Source organism: Paenibacillus brasilensis, assembly GCF_009363115.1.
GTDB classification, from domain to species: Bacteria; Bacillota; Bacilli; order Paenibacillales; family Paenibacillaceae; genus Paenibacillus; species Paenibacillus brasilensis.
Window position 1 is genome coordinate 4351749 of record NZ_CP045298.1, and the last position, 18525, is coordinate 4370273.

General features: G+C 49.0%; 17 protein-coding genes. 16 read left to right on the forward strand and 1 reads right to left on the reverse strand.

Going from position 1 to position 18525, the window contains the following annotated elements:
* The first annotated feature begins 200 nt into the window (after positions 1–200).
* Positions 201–1232 carry a SepM family pheromone-processing serine protease gene (locus tag GCU48_RS20740; protein WP_152381310.1) on the forward strand — a complete coding sequence of 344 codons (1032 nt, stop codon included), beginning with the start codon at positions 201–203 and terminating at the stop codon, positions 1230–1232.
* Here the strand turns inward: GCU48_RS20740 and GCU48_RS20745 are convergent.
* Positions 1222–2457 carry a nucleotidyltransferase gene (locus tag GCU48_RS20745; RefSeq protein WP_152381311.1) on the reverse strand — a complete coding sequence of 412 codons (1236 nt, stop codon included), beginning with the start codon at positions 2455–2457 and terminating at the stop codon, positions 1222–1224. The genes GCU48_RS20740 and GCU48_RS20745 overlap by 11 nt on opposite strands.
* A gap of 284 nt (positions 2458–2741) precedes the next feature.
* On the opposite strand from GCU48_RS20745, the gene GCU48_RS20750 reads away from it, so the two are divergent.
* The 15 genes from GCU48_RS20750 to ffh all read left to right on the forward strand — a co-directional run bounded on the left by GCU48_RS20750 (position 2742) and on the right by ffh (position 18495).
* Entirely contained in the window at positions 2742–3260 is a 519-nt protein-coding gene (locus GCU48_RS20750; protein ID WP_152381312.1) for a YceD family protein, read from the forward strand.
* 188 nt (positions 3261–3448) lie between these two features.
* Positions 3449–3622, forward strand: coding sequence for a 50S ribosomal protein L32 (rpmF, locus tag GCU48_RS20755; RefSeq protein ID WP_007429979.1), 174 nt, complete (start codon positions 3449–3451; stop codon positions 3620–3622).
* Between the two features lie 277 nt (positions 3623–3899).
* Positions 3900–4496: a transcription factor FapR gene (fapR, locus tag GCU48_RS20760; RefSeq protein WP_025717237.1), complete on the forward strand. Its 597-nt coding sequence runs from the start codon at positions 3900–3902 to the stop codon at positions 4494–4496.
* A complete protein-coding gene (gene plsX / locus GCU48_RS20765) occupies positions 4480–5472 on the forward strand; it encodes a phosphate acyltransferase PlsX (RefSeq protein WP_152381313.1) in 993 nt (330 codons plus the stop codon). Before fapR ends, plsX begins: the two co-directional genes overlap by 17 nt.
* 8 nt (positions 5473–5480) lie before the next feature.
* Complete coding sequence (locus tag GCU48_RS20770) at positions 5481–6470, forward strand: beta-ketoacyl-ACP synthase III (protein WP_152381314.1); 990 nt, start codon at positions 5481–5483, stop codon at positions 6468–6470.
* 81 nt (positions 6471–6551) lie between these two features.
* Positions 6552–7493: an ACP S-malonyltransferase gene (gene fabD, locus GCU48_RS20775; protein WP_152381315.1), complete on the forward strand. Its 942-nt coding sequence runs from the start codon at positions 6552–6554 to the stop codon at positions 7491–7493.
* Between the two features lie 42 nt (positions 7494–7535).
* Positions 7536–8285 carry a 3-oxoacyl-[acyl-carrier-protein] reductase gene (gene fabG, locus GCU48_RS20780; protein ID WP_152381316.1) on the forward strand — a complete coding sequence of 250 codons (750 nt, stop codon included), beginning with the start codon at positions 7536–7538 and terminating at the stop codon, positions 8283–8285.
* Positions 8286–8394: 109 nt separating this feature from the next.
* Positions 8395–8628, forward strand: a complete 234-nt coding sequence (locus tag GCU48_RS20785) for an acyl carrier protein (protein WP_007429985.1) — start codon at positions 8395–8397, stop codon at positions 8626–8628.
* A gap of 190 nt (positions 8629–8818) precedes the next feature.
* On the forward strand, positions 8819–10057 hold the full coding sequence (gene fabF, locus GCU48_RS20790) for a beta-ketoacyl-ACP synthase II (RefSeq protein ID WP_152381317.1): 1239 nt from the start codon (positions 8819–8821) through the stop codon (positions 10055–10057).
* Positions 10058–10069: 12 nt separating this feature from the next.
* A complete protein-coding gene (rnc, locus tag GCU48_RS20795; RefSeq protein ID WP_013309856.1) occupies positions 10070–10768 on the forward strand; it encodes a ribonuclease III in 699 nt (232 codons plus the stop codon).
* A 271-nt stretch (positions 10769–11039) separates the two neighbouring features.
* The gene (gene smc / locus GCU48_RS20800; RefSeq protein WP_152381318.1) at positions 11040–14609 is read left to right on the forward strand and encodes a chromosome segregation protein SMC; all 3570 of its coding nucleotides are present in this window, start codon (positions 11040–11042) and stop codon (positions 14607–14609) included.
* A 38-nt stretch (positions 14610–14647) separates the two neighbouring features.
* The gene (ftsY, locus tag GCU48_RS20805) at positions 14648–15664 is read left to right on the forward strand and encodes a signal recognition particle-docking protein FtsY (protein WP_152381319.1); all 1017 of its coding nucleotides are present in this window, start codon (positions 14648–14650) and stop codon (positions 15662–15664) included.
* Positions 15665–15872: 208 nt separating this feature from the next.
* The gene (gene trhA, locus GCU48_RS20810; protein ID WP_152381320.1) at positions 15873–16523 is read left to right on the forward strand and encodes a PAQR family membrane homeostasis protein TrhA; all 651 of its coding nucleotides are present in this window, start codon (positions 15873–15875) and stop codon (positions 16521–16523) included.
* Positions 16524–16697: 174 nt separating this feature from the next.
* On the forward strand, positions 16698–17066 hold the full coding sequence (locus GCU48_RS20815; protein WP_152381321.1) for a putative DNA-binding protein: 369 nt from the start codon (positions 16698–16700) through the stop codon (positions 17064–17066).
* A gap of 52 nt (positions 17067–17118) precedes the next feature.
* Entirely contained in the window at positions 17119–18495 is a 1377-nt protein-coding gene (gene ffh, locus GCU48_RS20820) for a signal recognition particle protein (RefSeq protein ID WP_152381322.1), read from the forward strand.
* The last annotated feature ends 30 nt before the right edge of the window (positions 18496–18525 follow it).

The window sequence follows — 18525 nt, forward strand, 5'->3', positions numbered from 1 at the left end:
TATACTAAGGAAGGTCGAATGCTTCGGCAGCGATCTATTTACGATGTTGTCGGTATGGGTTGTTCATATACGTTGTTCATATAAGTTGTCTTGTCGTAAACAATGTATGCTTATTCGAAAGGCTTGAGAACAAGCAGGTGCGCAGGATTGATTGGCGGAGGTTAGGAAGTTAGGAAGTCGGGCTGAAAGGGGGAGAAGCGATGAAGCAAATCAGCCGCAAAAGTGCTCTTTTTTCAATCGGTTATGTTTTGATGCTGACCGCAATGGTCTATGTGCTGGTCTATATGCCAACCCCTTATCTGATCTATGGACCAGGTGGGGCCAACGAGATCAAACCGATGGTTACAGTCCGGGAAGGTGATCGCAACGAACGTGGCACCTTTATGATGACGACAGTATCGGCACGTTATGCCAATCTTGTCATGCTGGGCATGTCCAAGCTGGATAGCAATTCGGAGATTCAGCGCAAGGAGGATCGCCTGCACGGAAGAAGTGAGGACGAATATACAGCAGAGCAGGTATGGTATATGGGGGATTCCCAGTCCTCCGCCATGGAGGCTGCCTACAGCCGCGCCCGTATTCCGTATCGGATTGTGCCGGATTATGTGTATGTGTTTAAGGTGCCCCGATCAAACAGCGTATTTGAACCTGGAGATGAAATATTGGAGCTGAACGGCACGAGGGTAACGAATAATCGCTCCATTCGGATTGCCTTGGAAAATGAGAAAGCGGGGACCAAAGTACAGGTAAAGCTCAAGCGCAATGGCACCTTGCTGACGGTGCAGGCTCCGTTAACGACCATCAAGGACAGCGAGACGGGCAAACAACGTCCCGGCTTTGGCGTCAGCATTGCCACGGTGCAAAAGGTAGAGCCGAAGGATGGACGTAAAACGATTCATTTTACATCCACAGACGTTGGTGGCCCTTCGGCAGGTTTAATGTTTACGATGGAAATTTATAACCAGTTGACACCCGGTGATTTGAGTAAGGGATATCGTGTAGCCGGTACGGGCACTATTGATAAAGACGGCCAGGTGGGAGCGATCGGGGGTGCAAAGTATAAAATTATCGCCGCTGACCGTCAGGGGGCAGAATTGTTTTTTGTCCCGACGGATAATTATAAAGAAGCCAAGGCCAAAGCTGAGCAAATTGGAACGCGCATGAAGCTCGTTCCGGTGCGTACGCTTGACGATGCGCTGAATTATATGGAAAAGCTGCCCATCAAACCATAATGGGCGGTCGCAAGTAGTCGGCATACATATCGCGGATGGCGGGACGCGGCATCCCGGTTGCATGTATGGCGGCAGCGGCCGTATCCCAGTCCAGATGGGGATGTGATCCGGCGGATGGCTTGACCCATACAGGAAGGGTTGCTGTCTGCTTCATCCGTGCCAGCAACTCGCGTCCAGCCGTATTAAAGCCGAGCACACGGATATAACCGGGACCTTTCGCCAGCTCAGTGGGAGTCATATTGGCTTTGCCATGATTCAGCAAAATATGTGCAAGCATGCGCTGAAGCTTCGTATGAGTATACCGCCTTGTCTTGACGGCAGCGAGTAATGCCTCTACCGAGGGCTGGGCCAGCGTGTACAGCGATTGCCGCAGACGATACTCCAGCCCTTCGGTGACCTCATGCAGCTCCGCCAGCTGCTGCGGGCTGCGCGTGATCAGGGCGTTCAGCAGGGGCTGGCTGAACGCTTCCCATTGCAGCGGCGCGCGTCTGGCTTGCCACTCGCGCCGCAAAATCTCCAGCGTTGCCGCAGGTACATACGGCGACGCAGCCTCCGGCCCGCCGTCCAGCAGCAGACGGCGGATGGCCGTGGCGCTGGCGATGGCTCCGTCCGCAGGCGCCTCGGCTTCGTGGTAGCCCGATCCCGTGCGGGCTATGGTGAAGGGCTTGATTGTGCTGCCCAGCCGTTCCAGCGCAATCAAGTAATGCAGCCCGAGCGTATTGTTGGGCTGCTGCATAAGGGCGGCGAGCGCAGCACCGTTCGCCCCTTCGGTCACGAGCGCCGCTACGGCCCCTGCGTAGGCGGCAGGATAGCTCACGCCGCTGCGCAGGCGCTGTGCGATGCCGGCCTTAAGCTCGGCCGGCTCTGCCGCCAGCACGCGGGCCAGCGCGCGGAGCGGCGCAATGTCTCCGCTCTCGCTGCCGAAGCAGAGCGCGTCGACGACGCCCGTGGCGTGGAGCAGGGCGACCGCCCCGTGGGCAAACCATTCTGCGGGCTGGATGGCGTAAGCCACAGGCAGCTCTACAACGAGGTCTACGCCCATGGCGAGCGCCATTTCCGTGCGGGACCATTTGTCCGTAATCGCGGGTTCACCCCGCTGGAGGAAAGGGCCACTCATCACAGCAACCGTGCGCTCTGCACCAGTGATGCGAAGAGACTCCTTCCAGTGATGAACATGTCCGTTATGCAGCGGATTATACTCTACAATAACTCCAAGTGTTTTCAAGATGGATGTCAGCTCCTTTCTTTAATAGCTGTTCCAGTAACTATTCTGAACAAGGCCATTGAGACCTGGATCAAAAACCTTTATACTCGCATTATTGTACACGAAGAGTGGCGGGGGTACGAATGCTCAAAGGTACATGATCCGTACAACGTATTTTCGCTTTCGCAAAAAACGTGCTGTACCCATGGAAAACCAATGGGTTTGTATGTGGTGTAAAGTGAAAGGTGTTGACAAACGACTCGATCAGTCGGTATAATAATTTTTGTTTGTTTGGAGTGATAGCGATGCAACTATTTTTTCGCAAAGTAGCAACAAGTGACGGTCCTTTTCCTATCCGTGAATCTCTTAATGTGAGTGAATTGGTGGATGATCGTGCTGATGTTACGGCCGTTTCCCCGCTGGAGATTGATCTGGTCGCCGTTAGTCTGGATCAAGGCTTGATGAGCGTGGAAGGCACACTGACCGCAGGTCTGGACATGCTGTGTTCGCGCTGTTTGAGTCCGATGCATGAGGATTTGAAGATTGAATTCCGTGAACGGTTCAAGCAAACCTCTTCAAGTAATGAAGAGGAAGATGAAGATGGCGAATTTATTGCAGTGACGGAGGATTCCTTTGACATTGCACCGTATTGCAAAGAACTGTTTGTACTGAACGTGCCGTTTGCGCCTGTGTGCAGTGAGGACTGTCAAGGGATCGTACCGGCGGCTGGACAAAACTGGAGCATCGGCTCCGATGACAGTGACGATGGCAATACGGACAAGATTGACCCGCGTCTGGCAGGGCTTAAGGATTTTTTTAAATGAGAATTGAGTTCAATTCTGAAAAAAATCATCATCCACTTGTGCTGGAGAGTTACAGAACCATGCATGGATGTTGCAGGCTTGATTCACCGGCTGTAAAGTAACTGCTTCCGGTAGTTACCTTCAGTCTTGAATGAGATAAGAAGTCATACCCGCTTTGCGGGGGTGATCTGGTTAAGGAGGTGGGAATAATGGCAGTACCTCAACGGAGAACATCCAAAACTCGTCGCGACAAACGTCGTACTCACTTTAAACTGGCAGTACCAGGTATGGTGAAATGCTCCGAATGCGGCGAATTGAAACTTGCTCACCATGTGTGCAAAGTTTGCGGAACGTACAAAGCTAGAGAGATCATCTCTCAATAATGTCCGATAAGCGGATTCTTTGGAATCTTCGCAGGGAAAGTGGCGCTTCACTCCAGTGAGGCGTCACTTTTTTTATTTGCATGCTTTCTTTTTGTGCCAGCATGCTATATACTGTTTTAGTACCAGGTTCTAAGAAAGAAGGGCCGAAGGGGTTCCTTTATACATACAAAATGACAAATCGGCTTGAAGTTTATGCCGTTAGAACGTGAAGTAACCCGAACCGTCGGCTGAACGGCAGCTTATTGCAGGGAAAGGAGGCATCACTGACATCGAACGTTTGCCGAAGAGACAGAGACAGCAGCGGCTGACTCAACTGATTGATGACAATCCGTTCGTAACGGATCAGGAATTGACGAGACAATTGAAGGTAAGCATTCAGACGATTCGGCTGGACCGGATGGAACTCGGAATCCCGGAATTGCGAGAGCGGCTAAAGCTGATGGCTGAGCGCTCCTACGATCAGGTTCGTTCCTTGCCTTTACATGAAGTGATCGGGGATATCGTTGATCTCCAATTGGATCGAAGTGGTATTTCCATCTTTGAAATCAAAGAGGAGCACATCTTTTCACGCACCGGCATTGCACGGGGGCATTATGTCTTTGCTCAAGCCAACTCATTGGCTGTCGCCGTGATTAATGATGAGATAGCATTGACCGCTTCGGCGGATATTCGCTTTGTCCGCCCTGTTCATTTGGGAGAGAAGTGTATTGCCAAGGCATATGTACGCTCAAATCCTGAGCAAAAAGGGAAGGCCAAAGTGGAGGTATTTACCTACGTAGGGGAGGAAATGGTGTTCCAAGGGAATTTTGTCATTTATCGGTCTACGGAGGAAGAGTATAGCGAAGGAGGAAGTCAGCATGCGGATCGCCATTGATGCCATGGGGGGAGATCATGCCCCAGAGGCGACGGTAGAGGGTGCGCTATCTGCGGCGGCGGAATGGAAGGATACGGACATTACGCTGGTTGGTGATCGTGAACAGATTGAATCGGTTCTGAACGGCAGAGCGTTGCCTGCGAACCTCAGCATTCGTCATGCATCCGAACTGATAGATGCGCAAGATGAGCCTGTAAAGGCAGTACGGCGCAAAAAGGATGCCTCAATGGTCGTAGCTGGTCGAATGGTCAGAGAAGGCGAAGCGGATGCCATGATTTCTGCAGGTAATACTGGTGCGTTAATGACCACAGGGTTGCTGGTGGTTGGAAGAATGGAAGGGATTGAACGTCCGGCTCTTGCCCCGATGATACCGACGATTGACGATCAGGGTGTACTGGCACTGGACTTGGGAGCCAATATGGATGCCAAGCCCGAGCATCTTGCCCAGTATGCATTGATGGGGAGCTTGTATCGTCAGAAGGTTCACGGTATGGCTTCTCCAAGGGTAGGTCTGCTGAATGTCGGAACCGAAGCCGGGAAGGGCAATGAATTGACGAAATTAGCATTTCCTCTTATTGAGCAATTACCTGTCCATTTTGTAGGTAATGTCGAATCCAGAGATGTGTTAACCGGGAATTGTGATGTACTGGTGTGTGACGGATTTGCCGGAAACATCATGCTAAAATCGCTGGAAGGTACGGCCGGAGCGATATTTTCTCTCCTTAAAGAGAAGTTCACCAAATCATTAAAGACCAAGCTGGCGGCGGCATTGATTATGCCTGAACTTCGCAGTCTCAAGGATAAGCTGGACTATAAGGAGCATGGCGGTGCTCCCTTACTGGGGCTGAGCGGACTCGTCTTGAAAAGTCACGGTTCGTCTGACGGCGTTGCCGTAAAAAATGCGGTAAGACAGGCCCGTACGGCCTTGCAAAACCAACTGGTTGAAAGTATTTCCAAGGAAATCAGCAGGAAGTGAGTGACGATATGAATAAATTACGTCCGGTTGGTGTTATCGGAACGGGTAAATATGTTCCTGAGAAAATTCTGACCAATAAAGATCTGGAAGCAATCGTAGAAACAAGTGACGAATGGATTGTCAGTCGTACAGGGATTCAGGAGCGCCATATTGCGGCACCGGATCAGGCTACATCGGATTTGGCTTATGAAGCTGCGATAAAGGCGTTGAAGTCTGCTGGCATGAAGGCAGAGGATTTGGATCTGATTATTATAGCTACGGTTACACCGGATATGGCATTTCCGTCAACTGCCTGCATTCTTCAGGATAAGTTGGGAGCAAAAGGGGCAGCGGCTTTCGATTTGTCTGCAGCATGCTCGGGTTTTGTGTATGGGCTGGCAACGGCAACAAGCTTCATTAAGACAGGAATTTATAATAATGCGTTGATCATAGGGGTAGACTGTCTTTCCCGCATTACGGATTATACCGACCGCAATACTTGTGTTCTTTTTGGAGACGGTGCAGGAGCTGTAGTCATTGGTGAAGTACCTGAAGGTAGAGGATTTCAATCCTTTGATCTCGGTGCCGAAGGTGCAGGAGGCGGCTTGCTTAAGCTCGAAGCTGGCGGTTCGCGTTTGCCAGCGAGTGCGGATACAATAGAAAATAAACAGCACTACATCTACATGAACGGACGCGAAGTGTTCAAGTTTGCGGTCCGTGTGATGGGAACAGCTACGGTTGACGTATTGGAAAAAGCAGGATTGACTAAAGATGACATTGATCTATTCGTTCCACATCAAGCCAATATTCGCATCATCCAGTCGGCGATGCAGCGTTTGGACTTGCCAGAAGAAAAAGTAGTCATTAATGTTAATAAATATGCAAATACATCTGCAGCCTCAATCCCTCTTGCTCTTGTAGAGGCAGCTGAGGAAGGCCGTATGAAGGAAGGCGACCGGATATTAATGGTTGGCTTCGGCGGCGGGTTAACCTGGGGGGCGTCGGTTCTTGTCTGGTAAGAAGACGACGGGTTTGATACAATATTGAATTTGTCAGGTACTTTACAGGACAAGCATTGGGTATAGAGAGGTGCATACAAGATGGGTAAAATGGCATTTATATTTCCCGGTCAGGGTTCACAAGCTGTAGGTATGGCTAAAGACGCTTTTGAAGCGATTCCAACTGCAAAAGAAGTGTTTCGTCAAGCTGACGAGCGTTTGGGCTTCGCGTTAAGCACACTGATTTTTGAAGGACCAGACACAGCTTTGAAACAGACATCGAATACACAGCCTGCGCTGTTAACGGCAAGCATTGCATTATATGAAATGTTCAAGGAAAAAGGGATTCGTCCTGATTATATGGCTGGGCACAGCCTTGGGGAATACAGCGCACTTGTTGCTTCCGGTGTCCTCGCATTCGAGGACGCGGTTGAGATTGTACGTGCACGTGGCGAGTTTATGGAGCAGGCGATACCTGATGGACAAGGCGGGATGGCTGCTGTGCTGGGAGCTGACCGTGAAGCGCTGGCAGGACTATGCCGTGATATAACGGAGTCTGGTCAACTGGTTGAACTGGCGAATATCAACTGCCCCGGACAAATTGTTGTATCTGGCACGAAGGGAGGTGTTGCTGCGGTCGCTGAACGTGTGAAGGAAGCAGGCGGCAAGCGTGCTATTGCTCTGGAAGTCAGCGGTCCTTTCCATTCATCCTTGATGAAGGAAGCGGCGGCTAAGCTCTCCGGTAAGCTGGAGGGTGTGGATTTCTCCGAAGCTCAAATTCCGGTTGTGGCTAATGTAACGGCAAAACCTGTCCGTGAGGGTAACGAAATTCGCCAGCTGCTGGTGGAACAGGTCTATTCCCCCGTACTATGGGAAGACAGCGTGGCATGGCTGCTGGAACAGGGTGTTGACACTTTTATTGAGTTTGGACCGGGAAGTGTTTTAACCGGATTGGTTAAAAAGATCAACAAAACGGTTAAGCTGTATAATATAAGCAACCTGGAGTCGTTTACTTCTGTGATGGAGGCCTTGGAGCTCCGTTAAAAGTAATAGTGATTGCCAATATACTTGCAAGGAGGTACTATGATGTCTAAGCCATTAAGTGGAAAAACGGCACTGGTTACGGGAGCGTCGCGCGGAATTGGCCGTAGTATCGCGCTGGCGCTAGCTGAAGCAGGCGCTAATGTGGCGGTAAACTATGCTGGCAGCGAAAAGGCTGCGGCTGAGGTTGCAGAGCAGATTCGAGCCAAGGGCGTGGAAGCTATTACGATCCAGGCCAATGTCGGGCATGCTGACGAGGCAGATCGGTTAATCAAGGATGTAATTGACGCTTGGGGCAAGATTGACATCCTTGTGAATAATGCCGGAATAACAAGAGATAATTTAATCATGCGCATGAAGGAAGAAGAGTTCGATCAAGTGATCGAAACGAATCTGAAAGGTGTGTTTAATTGCCTTAAGGCGGCAACACGACCTATGATGAAACAGCGTTCCGGTCGAATTATCAATATCTCTTCTGTTGTCGGTGTACTTGGTAATGCAGGTCAAGCAAACTATGTAGCTGCTAAAGCGGGCGTGATTGGTCTTACCAAATCCTCTGCCAAAGAGCTTGCTTCGAGAGGCATTACAGTGAACTGTGTAGCTCCCGGATTTATTGATACGGAGATGACGCAGGTGCTGGCTGACGATTTGCGTGATAGTATGCTCAGCGGTATTCCGCTGGCCCGTCTCGGACGGCCTGAGGAAATTGCGAACGTGGTGCTGTTCTTGGCCACTGACGCTTCCTCATACATGACGGGCCAGACTTTGCATGTGGATGGCGGCATGTACATGTAGTTATGTGTTGCCGATCCGCATGCCCCGATGAAGAGTAATGAATGAAAACTCTCTTCTATGGCATTTTAATTGTAATTTTCGTATAATACCTAAGGAGGAGGTGAGCCGGATGTCCGACGTATTGGAGCGCGTAAAACGCATTGTCGTTGACCGTTTGGGAGCCGACGAAGCCGAAGTTACACTTGAAGCATCTTTTAAAGATGATTTAGGCGCTGATTCTCTCGATGTAGTTGAATTGGTTATGGAATTGGAAGATGAGTTTGATATGGAAATCTCTGATGAAGATGCAGAGAAAATTACAACTGTAGGTGAAGTTGTAAAGTACATACAATCTCATACCTAATTCATGTCAACAAAAGTCCCGTTCTGTTACAGGCGGGACTTTCTCCTAATTATACAGATTGAACTAAAGACGGAATTGCCGTGTGTTTGATTATATGGCATTACTAACTTTAGTTGATTCTATATTATTTCTGCGCACAAAGCGTGCGGCCTTAAAATACAATTTGCAGTAGACATAGAGGTGATTATCTTTGAAACAACGAGTTGTCATAACAGGAATGGGTGTAATCACTTCGCTGGGACAGGATTTGAACACACTGTGGGATAATCTGATGGCTGGAAAATCTGGCATCAGCCCAATCGAGGCTTTCGATACGACTGACTATCCTACGAAAATAGCCGCTTCCGTGAAGGATTTTAATCCAGAGGATTATATTGAACGCAAGGACGCACGTAAAATGGACCGCTTTGTACAGTTTGCGGTTGCAGCCAGTAAATTGGCGCTTAAGGATAGCGGACTTGTCATCGGAGAGAATGCGGAAGCTGATCGTGTAGGTGTATCTGTAGGTTCCGGCATTGGCGGATTAGGGACTTGGGAGGATCAGCATCGTACACTAATGGAAAAAGGACCTAAACGCGTAAGCCCTTTCTTTATCCCGATGATGATTGCCAATATGGGCTCCGGTCAAGTGTCCATTTCACTCGGTGCCAAAGGACCCAATACATCGCCAGTAACCGCTTGTGCCACAGGCAGTCATGCCATTGGTGATTCCTACCGTATGATTCAGCGTGGTGATGCTGACGTCATGATCTGCGGCGGAGCTGAGGCGACGATTCGTCCGATCGGTATGGCTGGATTTTGTTCCATGCGGGCGATGTCCACACGTAATGATGAACCTGAAAAGGCAAGCCGGCCTTTTGATACGGAAAGAGATGGATTCGTGATGGGCGAAGGCTCTGGTGTTCTAATCCTGGAATCGCTGGATCATGCTTTGGAGCGTGGTGCGCGTATTTACGGTGAAGTAATTGGCTATGGATTGTCCGGCGATGCTCATCATATGACGGAGCCTGATCCTGAGGGTGCGGCACGCTGCATCAGAATGGCGATCCGCGATGCTGGATTGGAGCCGGAGGAGATTGATTATATCAACGCTCACGGCACATCGACTCCAGTGGGTGATAAATCTGAAACGGAAGCAGTCAAGAAAACGCTTGGAGAGCATGCTTATAAGGTAGCGATCAGCTCAACCAAGTCGATGACAGGGCATCTATTGGGTGCAGCGGGCGGCGTTGAAGCTATAATCTGTGGTCTTGCCCTTCAGCATCAGACGATTCCGCCTACGATTAATCTGGATAATCAAGACCCGGAATGCGATCTTGATTATGTGCCTAACAAGCCAAGAAAAGCGGAACTGAATGTGGTTATGTCCAATTCCTTTGGTTTTGGCGGTCACAATGCTACGGTTATTCTAAAAAAATATGAAGCGTAAGGGGTCAGTTCGTTGAGTGGAGACTTGAAGCAATTACAGCAGAAACTTCATATTCAATTCAACAATCGGCAGCTTCTGAAGCAGGCCTTTACGCACGCTTCCTACGTAAACGAACATCGGTTCAGTCAGCATGCAGACAATGAGCGCCTTGAATTTTTAGGTGACGCTGTGCTGGAGCTGACTGTATCCGAGCAATTGTACAATCAATACCCTAATCGACCCGAAGGCGAATTGACCAAGCTGCGCGCAGCTATCGTTTGCGAGCCTTCTCTGGTGAAATTTGCTGTCGGGCTTGAGTTCGGGCAATATGTACTGCTTGGAAAAGGTGAAGAGCTGACGGGTGGGCGTACTCGTCCGGCTTTGCTCGCTGACGTGTTCGAAGCGTTCGTAGGCGCGCTTTATTTGGATCAGGGTCTGGAGGCCGTCCGGTCGTTTCTGGAACGTTATATTTTTCCTCAAATCGTGTTAAATGGTAAGCTCCAGATGAGTGATTTTAAAACAGAGCTTCAGGAACTGACGCAGCATCATAACATGGGGATGCTTGAATACAAGATTGTGGAGGAGCGCGGACCTGCCCATGAACGTGAGTTTGTAGCCGAGGTATATATGGACAGCGAACGGCTGGGGGCAGGTACGGGACGCTCCAAAAAAGAAGCTGAGCAGCAAGCGGCGGCAGTAGCTTTAAACCGTTTGAAGCTGGCGGAATCATAATCGGTACCTGAGCGGGCCCGGACGGGTTGCGCGAGCAGGGGACACAAAGTAAGAGCAAAGGGCAGTCCGCGGGGGAGTCCCGGCCCGCAAAGGCGAATGGACTGCGTTTTGCTCTTTTTTCGTGGCTTGGCTGCAGTGCGTTGAACGTCGATGTTGAACGTTGATAGTATGCTTATCCAAAGTAGTCTTGTGCTACAATAGGGATAATTCATGTCCATCAGGTAAACGGTGTTATACAAGCATATTTGAAATGTTAGAGGTGAGATTGAGCATGTTTTTAAAGCGCATTGAGCTGGCGGGCTTCAAATCGTTTGCAGATAAAACGGAAATGGAATTTGTCCGCGGCATTACAGCAGTCGTCGGACCCAACGGTAGCGGAAAAAGTAATATTTCCGATGGTATTCGCTGGGTGCTGGGCGAACAGAGCGCCAAATCACTGCGTGGTGGCAAAATGGAAGATATTATTTTTGCTGGTAGTGATGCTCGCAAGGCAGTTAATTATGGTGAAGTATCGCTTACACTGGATAATGAAGATCAAGCGTTGCCTCTGGATTTTGGCGAAGTCACGGTAACCCGTCGTGTGCATCGAAGTGGCGATAGTGAATATTTCATTAACCGACAGTCATGCAGACTTCGGGATATTACCGAGCTGTTTATGGACACAGGGATCGGTAAAGAAGCTTACTCCATTATCGGGCAAGGGCGTATTGAGGAGATTTTGAGTACCCGATCCGAGGACCGGCGCGGTATTTTTGAAGAAGCATCGGGTATCGTAAAATATAAATCACGTAAAAAAGAGGCGGTTCGCAAACTGGATGATACGGAGCAAAATTTGCTGCGTATTCACGATTTGGTCAGCGAACTGGAGGATCAAATCGGCCCGCTTAAGGAGCAATCGGAAAAGGCGATTCATTATAAAGAGCTGCGTAGTGAGCTGAAATCAAAAGAGATTTCAATGTACGTCTATCAAATAGAGCAAATTCATACTTCGTGGAGCGATGCAACTTCCAAGCTGGCTCTGCTAAAGCAGGAGCAGCTTCAGCTGTCTACGGTAGTATCCCGCCATGATGCTATGCTGGAGAGTGAGCGCAATGAGCTGCGTCAACTGGAGGAGCAAGTCGAGCGTTTGCAAAGTGATTTGCTGCAGTACAGTGAGGCTACAGAAAAGAGCGAAGGCTACGGTGAATTGCTGAAAGAGCGCACACGCAATCTGCAGGCTAACCGGGAACAGCTTATTCTATCGCTCAGCACGAGCGAGGCAAGGCATTCCGATCGCAAAAATGAACTGGATCAGCTGAATGAAAAGCTGTCTGCGTTAATTGTAGAGCTTGAAGAGCTGCGTGCGAGGCTATCTGATGAAGAGGCCAAGCTGATTGGTGTCACAGGCGGTATCAGTCAGGAGCAGGAGGAAAGCCTTAAAGGCAGCCTGCTGGAGCTGATGAACCAGATGGCACAGGCGCGTAACGAAATCCGTTATACCGACCAGCAGAAGGAAGCGCTGGAGCGGCGGGTGAATCGTGTCAGTGACGAATCCGGTAAATGGGAAGCACAAAAAGTCGAGCTGGATCAGCGCAAAAAGGGACTGGAAGCTGCCATTCAGAAGCTGGGACAGGAAATCAGTAGTCTGCGCAGTGGATATATTCAGGGAAGTGAAAAGTACCAGGCGCTGCAAAAGCTACTCGAAGAAAGCCAAGGCACCATTCGTAAATGGGAACAAAAACGTGAGGCTCAAATTTCACGCCGAGATACGATGAAGGAAATGCAGGATGACTTTGACGGCTTTATGCTGGGTGTCAAGGAAGTCTTGAAGGCTTCGCGCAAAGAGACCTTGCACGGTGTGCATGGAGCGGTAGCAGAGCTGATTCGAGTACCTGAGCATTTGGAGCAGGCGATGGAAACTGCTTTGGGCGCTTCCGTACAGCATATCGTAATGGAAAATGAATCGGTGTCCAGACAGGCCATCAGTTTTTTAAAGCAACGTCAATTGGGTAGAGCAACATTTTTGCCTATGGATGTCATTCGCCCGCGTCAAATCGGTGCGGGGGAGCGTCAAATTGTGGAAAGCGCTGAGGGCTTTGTCGGAATCGGTGCGGATCTTGTTCAGTATGACGAGCGGTATGCCGGAATTGTAGGCAGTCTCTTGGGGAATGTGGTCATAGCCCGCACGCTGGAAGATGCAAACCGGATTGCCGCCCGTTGCCAATATAGATACCGTGTTGTGACGCTGGAAGGTGACGTCGTCAATGCAGGTGGTTCCATGACTGGAGGTAGCCAGTTTAAGAAAAATGCCAATCTGCTTGGACGCAAACGTCAGCTGGATCAGTTGGATCAAGACATTTTAGATACAGAGCAGCAAATTGCGAGATTACGTCAAAGCGCTGTGGATACCAAACGCCAGCTGGAGGAGACACAGATCCAGTTGGACGAGCTGCGTCAGGCCGGGGATGTGAAGCGTGGAGAAGAGCAGCAGACGGCAATGGAGCTCAAGCAGCTGGAGCATGAACTGCGTCATGTCCTTGAACAAGTTGCTGCGTCCAGTCAGGAGAAAAAGGGTTTTGACCAGGAGATAAAAGAGCTGGAAGCTGCACGTGAAGAAGCGTTGGTAAAGCTGGCTGCACTGGAGCAGGAAGAGAAGAAAACTCATCAAGCCATTCATGCTGCTGAATTTGCTCGTAAAGCTAACGAATCTGCCAAGGAGCAGCTGCAAGGAGAACTTACGAATCTCAAGGTTAGAGAAGGCAAGCTGGATCAGGAGCGCTTTTCATTGGAAGAGCAGCTGCGCAGATTGCGTGGAGATTATGATACGCTTGGCAAGGATTCGAGGCAGAACAAGACCTTGCTTGCTTCCATTGAAGCTGATCTGCTGACTAATGAGCAGGAAAGCGTAAAGCAGATTGAAAATCTCAATCAATACCGTTTGAAAAAGGAAGAAGCCTCGCAGCAGCTGGAGTTTAAGCGGGCTGCACGCAGCAGCTTATCCAAAAAGCTGGAAATGGCTGAGAACGAGACAAAGGAGCAGCGAATTCAGCTTAAATCGGTCGAAGAGCTGCTTCGTCAAACGGAAATTGGAGTAAACCGGCTTGATGTAGAACTGGAAAACGTACTCAAAAAATTAAGCGATGACTATGAACTTAGCTATGAGCTGGCCAAGCAGCGCTATCCTGTACCGGAAGATATTGAAAGCACGCAGGCTGAAGTGCAAAGGCTCAAACGCGGTATTTCCGAGCTGGGCGAGGTCAATCTGGGTGCGATAGAGGAATATCAGCGTGTGCATGAGCGTTATACGTTTCTCGATGAGCAAAAATCAGATCTGGTGGAGGCCAAAACCACGCTCTATCAGGTTATTCGTGAAATGGATGATGAAATGTCCAAACGCTTCAAATCCACGTTCGATGCCATTCGACGCGAATTCGGCACGGTTTTCTCCAAGCTGTTTGGAGGCGGGCGTGCCGATCTGGTACTACTTGACCCGGAACGCTTACTGGAGACGGGAATTGACATTGTAGCTCAGCCACCGGGCAAAAAACTGCAAAACCTGCAGCTGCTGTCGGGCGGTGAGCGGGCGTTAACAGCGATGGCGTTGCTGTTTGCCATTTTACATGTTAAACCTGTTCCATTCTGTGTGCTGGATGAAGTAGAGGCTGCATTGGACGAAGCCAATGTGGTGCGTTTTGCACAGTATTTACGGGAATTCTCGGAGCAGACGCAGTTCATTGTAGTTACTCACCGCAAGGGTACAATGGAAGAATCCGACGTGCTGTATGGGGTTACGATGGAGGAAGGCGGGGTTTCCAAACTCGTATCTGTCAAGCTGGATAGTGACGAAGCTGAGATTGCCTGATAGCAAATAACATACTTTCAAATCAACGGAGGGAACCTATGAGCTTCTTTAGAAAATTAAAGGAAAGCATTGCAAGCAAAACGGAATCTGTCACAAAACAGTTCAAGGATGGACTGGAAAAAACAAGAAAAGGCTTTGTTGAAAAAGTAACGGATTTGATGATTCGCCGCAAAAAAATTGATGAGGAGTTTTATGAGGAACTGGAAGAAATTCTGATCGGAGCGGACGTAGGTGTCAATACGGTTATGAACCTCATTGAAGACCTGCGGGAAGAAGTAAAAAAACGCAAAATCGAGGATGCATCCGAGCTTCAGCCTGTATTGTCGGAAAAGCTATCCGAGCTGCTGCGAGGCAATGACAACAGTCAGCTCCAAATGAGTTCTAATGGAATTACAGTTATTCTATTCGTCGGGGTCAACGGTGTCGGCAAAACAACAACGATCGGCAAGCTGGCTCATCGTTTTAAACAGGAAGGTAAAAAAGTGATGCTGGCTGCCGGAGATACGTTCCGTGCCGGTGCGATTGAACAGCTGGAGGTATGGGGGCAACGGGCAGGTGTTGAGGTCATTAAGCAGCAATCCGGTTCCGACCCGGCTGCGGTTATGTTTGATGCCGTACAGGCTGCAAAGCAGCGTCAGGTAGATGTTTTGCTGTGTGATACTGCTGGACGTCTTCAGAATAAAAGCAATCTGATGGAGGAGCTGAACAAAATTTTTCGTGTTATCCAGCGTGAAATCCCAGACGCTCCTCATGAAGTGCTGCTGGTACTCGATGCCACGACCGGACAAAATGCACTTAACCAAGCCAAGCTGTTTGGAGAGAAAAGCGGCGTAACCGGACTGGTGCTGACGAAGTTGGATGGTACAGCGAAGGGTGGGATTGTTGTGGCAATCCGCCAAGAACTGAATTTGCCTGTTAAACTGGTGGGCCTAGGTGAAAAAGTGGATGATCTTCAGCCGTTTGATTCCGAGCAATTCGTCCACGCATTGTTTGCGGGCTTGATTCAGGAAGAGACTGGTGAAGCAACTGCTGCTGGCGAGGAAGAGCAGCGCTAATTTAGAGCGTGCAGGCTGGCGCGGGAATTTTGGAGGACGCATTGTAATCGTCTAGCTTATCAGGTTCGGGGCTTGGACTGGTCCTTCTGCTGTTCGAGATGGTGGATATATATATCGTCGAGATATATAATTAGAGCAATGGGTCTGTCGATGCCGGATATATATTTTTGTATATAAAATATCTTACGAAAGCGTGGGTGAAGAACTGATGGCGAACACCTATACTTATTCCCGACGGGAGGAAGTAGCCAACGCGATTACACATGGAATTGGAGTCGTTTTAAGTGTGGCGGCACTTGTGCTGCTCATTGTTTTTGCCAGCTTAAAAGGGACTGCTTGGCATGTGGTCAGCTTTACGATTTACGGGATAACAATGCTGCTGTTGTACACCAATTCCACGTTGCTTCATAGCCTGCGGGAAGGGAAATTGAAGGATTTGTTCGAAATATTCGATCATTCCTGCATTTACCTGTTCATTGCGGGCAGCTATACTCCGTTTATGCTCGTTGCACTGCGAGGGACTTTGGGCTGGACGCTGTTTGGAGTGGTTTGGGGAATCGCTTTGGTCGGTGTGCTGTTCAAGGCGTTCTTCACCAAACGCTTTCTGTTCATGTCTACCGTGTTTTACATTGTAATGGGCTGGCTTATTATCATTGCCTGGAATCCTCTGGTAGCGGTAGTTCCCGCGGCAGGGATGACGTTATTGTTCGTAGGTGGTCTTCTGTACACGCTGGGCACGATTTTCTATGTGTGGCGTGCATTTCCGTATCATCATGCAATCTGGCATCTGTTTGTTTTGGCAGGCAGCACACTTCATTTTCTAGCTGTTCTGCTGTATCTTACTCCAGTCAGGGTTTAAGAAATAGAGGAAAAAAGTCGATCCATAATTCTGTTTAAGAGTTGTGGAACGGCTTTTTTTTATATGACAAGGGATAACGCTTGACATCTTCTTTTCTTTTATGTATCATAAGGAACGTTGAAAAGAACTGTAAAGTGTTTTTCCTTGACGATGGAGGTAATGGAGGTATCGGTGATGAGTCAGGAGAATCGGCTGGAAAAAACAAACCGAATTAACCGACTGTTTGACTTCTATGAACCTCTCCTTACGGAGAAGCAACAGATGTTTTTGAAATATTACTTCCATGATGATTTTTCTCTGGGAGAAATTGCTTCGGAATTTGAAATTAGCCGTCAGGCAGTGTATGAGCATATTAAACGTGCCGAACAGGTACTTGAAATGTATGAGGAAAAGCTTGGATTGCTGAGTAAGCATGAACGCAGAAGCCAAGATCTGAAAGAACTAAACACGGCATTGCATGAGGCATTCGGTAAGATGGGCGAGGTCCATGAAGGCACTCTGCAGCATGTTCGTCAAATTATAAATCGCCTGCAGGAATTGTAGGTTATATAAATGAGTAGATAAACAACCCTGGTAGACAAGGAGGTGCGAAAGTATGGCATTTGAAGGATTATCGACACGCTTGCAAAATGTATTCAGTAAACTGCGCGGCAAGGGGAAAGTGTCTGAGGATGATGTAGCTCAGGCGATGCGTGAAGTGCGATTGGCTTTGCTTGAGGCGGACGTTAACTTCAAGGTTGTAAAGGACTTTATTGCCAAGGTGAAAGAGAAGTCCATCGGTAAGGAAGTAATGGACAGCTTTACGCCAGGCATGGTCATTATTGACATCGTGAACAAGGAACTGACCGAGTTGATGGGTGGTAGCCAGGCCAAGCTTGCCAAAGCAAACAAACCGCCTACAGTCATTATGATGGTGGGTCTCCAGGGTGCAGGTAAAACGACGACGTCCGGTAAACTAGCGAAGCTGCTGCAAAAGCAAAATCATCGTCCGTTGCTTGTAGCTGGTGATATTTATAGACCGGCCGCGATCAAGCAGCTCCAAATTTTGGGTGAGCAGATCAATGCCCCTGTATTTACTCTCGGAGATCAGACAAGCCCCGTCGAAATTGCAAAGCAGGGTTTGCAGCATGCTAAGGATAACGGTAACGATTACGTTATTATAGATACTGCTGGTCGTCTTCATGTTGATGAAGAGCTTATGGAAGAGCTGCGCCAGATTCATGCTAACGTCAAGCCAGACGAAGTTCTGCTCGTGGTAGACAGCATGACGGGGCAGGACGCGGTTAACGTTGCAGAGCACTTTAACAGCAGTCTGGAGCTAACAGGGGTTGTACTGACGAAGTTGGATGGTGACACCCGTGGTGGTGCGGCCTTGTCAGTTAAGGCTGTGACTGGCTGCCCGATCAAGTTTGCTACATTGGGTGAAAAGCTGGATGCGATGGAGCCCTTTCATCCGGAACGGATGGCTTCACGGATTTTGGGTATGGGCGATATGTTGTCCCTGATTGAAAAAGCGCAATCCAATATCGACGCTGACAAGGCGAAGGAAATGGAACGGAAAATGCGCAATGCCGAGTTTACTTTTGAAGATTTTCTGGAGCAGATGGATCAGGTTAAAAAGCTAGGCCCGATTGACCAGATTCTTGATATGATTCCCGGCATGGGTAATATGAAGCAAATGAAAGATGTCAAAGTGGATGACAAACAGATGGGCCGTATTGAGGCTATCGTGCATTCAATGACTACACAAGAAAAGCAAAATCCGGACATGATCAATCATAGTCGGCGCAAACGGATTTCTGTAGGCAGTGGAACATCGCTGGCTGAGGTAAATCGTCTGATCAAACAATTTGACGAAATGCGCCGTATGATGAAGCAGTTCTCAGATATGATGGGGCCTAAAGGTGGCAAAAACAAGGCTCTTAAGCAGTTGAAGGGTATGGGTAAAGGCTTGAAGTTTCCATTTCGTTAAGGCTTTGCGGCCGTTGGCATTATGGATAAC